General features: G+C 35.7%; 1 protein-coding gene. It reads right to left on the bottom strand.

The features are described 5' to 3' along the window. Positions 1-1,089: 1,089 nt before the first annotated feature. On the bottom strand, positions 1,090-1,446 hold the full coding sequence (locus tag ABWO04_RS11050; protein WP_353079749.1) for a hypothetical protein: 357 nt from the start codon (positions 1,444-1,446) through the stop codon (positions 1,090-1,092). Between the last annotated feature and the right edge of the window lie 1,247 nt (positions 1,447-2,693).

Raw genomic sequence — 2,693 nt, 5'->3', positions numbered from 1 at the left:
GTAAAAAGCATGACCAAATGTGACATAAATATTTTCTTGATTTTGAGATAAATCATCCCGATCAGAGAGTATTAGCTATTTATAACATTGTTACTTGCTGCTGAGCGGGCACGATACGTCGCAACAACAACTAGAAATATTTAAATAAATTGTAATCAAACAGTAAATGCATTACAAGCAATTTACTCATTCGTGTACACATTTTTTTCATTTTTACGTGCAGTAAAATCAGCTTCAAATCCTTTATTGTTTGATAACATTAAAATTTCGAGTTGTGGTTTACCTATGCATAGAGCCACAAACCCAATCACAAAATAGACCACCCTTGTCGTGACTGACAACTGCTGCGTCTGCTCCGTGCTGTAAAAATAACACAGTATTACAGTTTTATAAAGAGAATGGATGAATACTTTGTTGAAAGTTAGGTATAATATATATCTTGAAGCAAAGTTTAGCGGCTGCTCTGAAAGAGCGGCCTTTAAAAAAAGTAGAAACTCATTGGTTTCATTTTATCAATATAAATGATATAGCGTTTTATCAGACTATACTTTTGTCCGAGATAAAGTTCTATTGACCTTTCTTCATTTTATATTTTACGTCCGTATTTATCCAATATTTAGCAATAGACAAGGATTACGTTAATTGTTTAACACACTTTTCGTTCACTCTAGAAAAGTTTTCAGAATTCTTTTTCATCATTCCTTTTGAGGATTTCAGAATTTTCATTCTTTCACAGTTCAATGTTTAATAAAAATAGAGGTAATATAATTTGTTTGAAGAAAAATTATTGCATCTCTTTCAATATTTTTACATGTAAATTTCCATTTATCTTTTTCAAATTAACGCTTTATACAATATCAATTTTCCGTTTCTTAAATAATAAATGTTTTTACAAAATTTAATACAGTTGGTCAGTTATTAAATAGCTGTGTTATTGATTTTTCAGTTATTGAGGTAGCAGTTGTTCAATCATTTTAGCGGCCGGCCGGTCTTTACGACTAATTATAATATAATTAGTCGTAATGACACACACTTCTAAACACTAATTACACGATTGTCAGACTAAAATAGCGTCAAAACGGAAGAAATTTACTTTAAAGATTTTAAAAATATTATGTTGGGCGAGGACAAAATGTCCATGTAGACACGGTGAATGTTTACCTGGGGGACAGGAGCATAAGCGGGCTGTTTGTTGCTGTTGTGCTTGTCGTTGTTGTCGTTGTCCTTGTCGTCGTTGTTGCTGTCGTCGTCCATGTCGTTGTTAATGTTGTCCTTGTCGTTGTTGTCGCTGTCGTCCTTGTCGTTGTTGCTGTCGTCCTTGTTGTTGTTGCTGTCGTCGTCCATGTCATTGTTGTTGTCGCTGTCGTTGTCGTTGTCCTTGTCGTCGTTGTTGTCGTTGCTGTCGTTGTCGTCGTTGTTGGTGGTAGTTGAGGAAACGACAAGCACGTTGCGTCGATGACGGCAGCAGTTGTCAAGTCAGCCTGGAAATTTTAAAAAACTTTTCAATTTTCAATTGTAAATTTTATCGGTGAATTTTATCATTTTTAAATATATTTTATGTAAAAACTTTTAATCTTATGACACGACAGATTGGCTATTGCATAATAACACGTTGAAAATGTCTAGTGCCTGAAAGCTAGTGGTCTTTGCAAGTCATATTATTGCGTAAGCGTTACTTACATCTATGCATAAGTTGTTGTTGACTCGTACCACAAACTGCAGGCATCTCTCGGCAAGTCGATACCGTTTGTGGTACGACGTGCCCTCTAATCGGTGGCACAGCTCCCATTTCATTTCGTCAAGGGTTGTCGTCGACCCCCCCTGACCAACGAACCACAAGAAAGTGACGACAATTAAAAGCAACTTCATTTTCTGAAATAAAACGTTACAGCATTACCACAATGCGATACATGCTATTTTACCAATCTGCCTCATTATTTTTATCAATACATGTTTTGAAAAAGTAGTTTAGTTAACGGACAAAAACATGTTGTTCGGTTATTATTGTAAACTCTTTTTAACCGAAGAAACGGTTAGTTTGGTTATCAAAGTATGTCTAGTTTTAGTCGCTCAGCTCAGGGTTTCTGCTAAAACTATTGACACTGTTTTTTAAATAACTGTCTTTAAAAAATGTTCTCTTACCTTTCACCTTTGAAAACGATGGAAAACTGACCCGTTGTTGTTGTTGGTAGTTGGTAGTATTAGAAATTAAATTAATTAAACATTAGTGACTACAGGCAAAACAAAATATTTTTTTAATAATAAAACGGTATACCTTTTTAGTGAGGTGAGTTGCAGAGAAAATATTTTAATTAAATTAGCGGCAGCGGAAGTTGCTTTACTTTACTTGAGCAAAAACTTGTAGTAAAGTAGTAGTAAAGTCAAGGCGTTGGAAAAAAATTAACAAAGCTAACATTAAAAAGGTGCAAAATGCATCTGCCATCTGAAAAACGAGTTTTAACAAAAATTCAACTTGAAAGTAAAGGTGGGTCGATGGATTTCTTGAACAGGGAGCACCGCCCCCTTACTTTGTAATATTACTTCGTAATGGCCCCCTATTACTGCGTAATATTACTTTGTAATTTTACTTTGTCATGCCCTTTATCCCTGCAGCAGCGTTGCTGCTGCAGGGATAAAGGGGGGCCCCCGGGGTCGGGGCGGGATGACCCTGATGACCCGACCCATGACAAAGT

It is taken from the genome of Flavobacterium sp., assembly GCF_040382755.1.
Taxonomy (GTDB): domain Bacteria; phylum Bacteroidota; class Bacteroidia; order Flavobacteriales; family Flavobacteriaceae; genus Flavobacterium.
The sequence above is the reverse complement of the archived record's forward strand: the minus strand, read 5'-3'. Positions and strand labels throughout refer to the sequence as shown.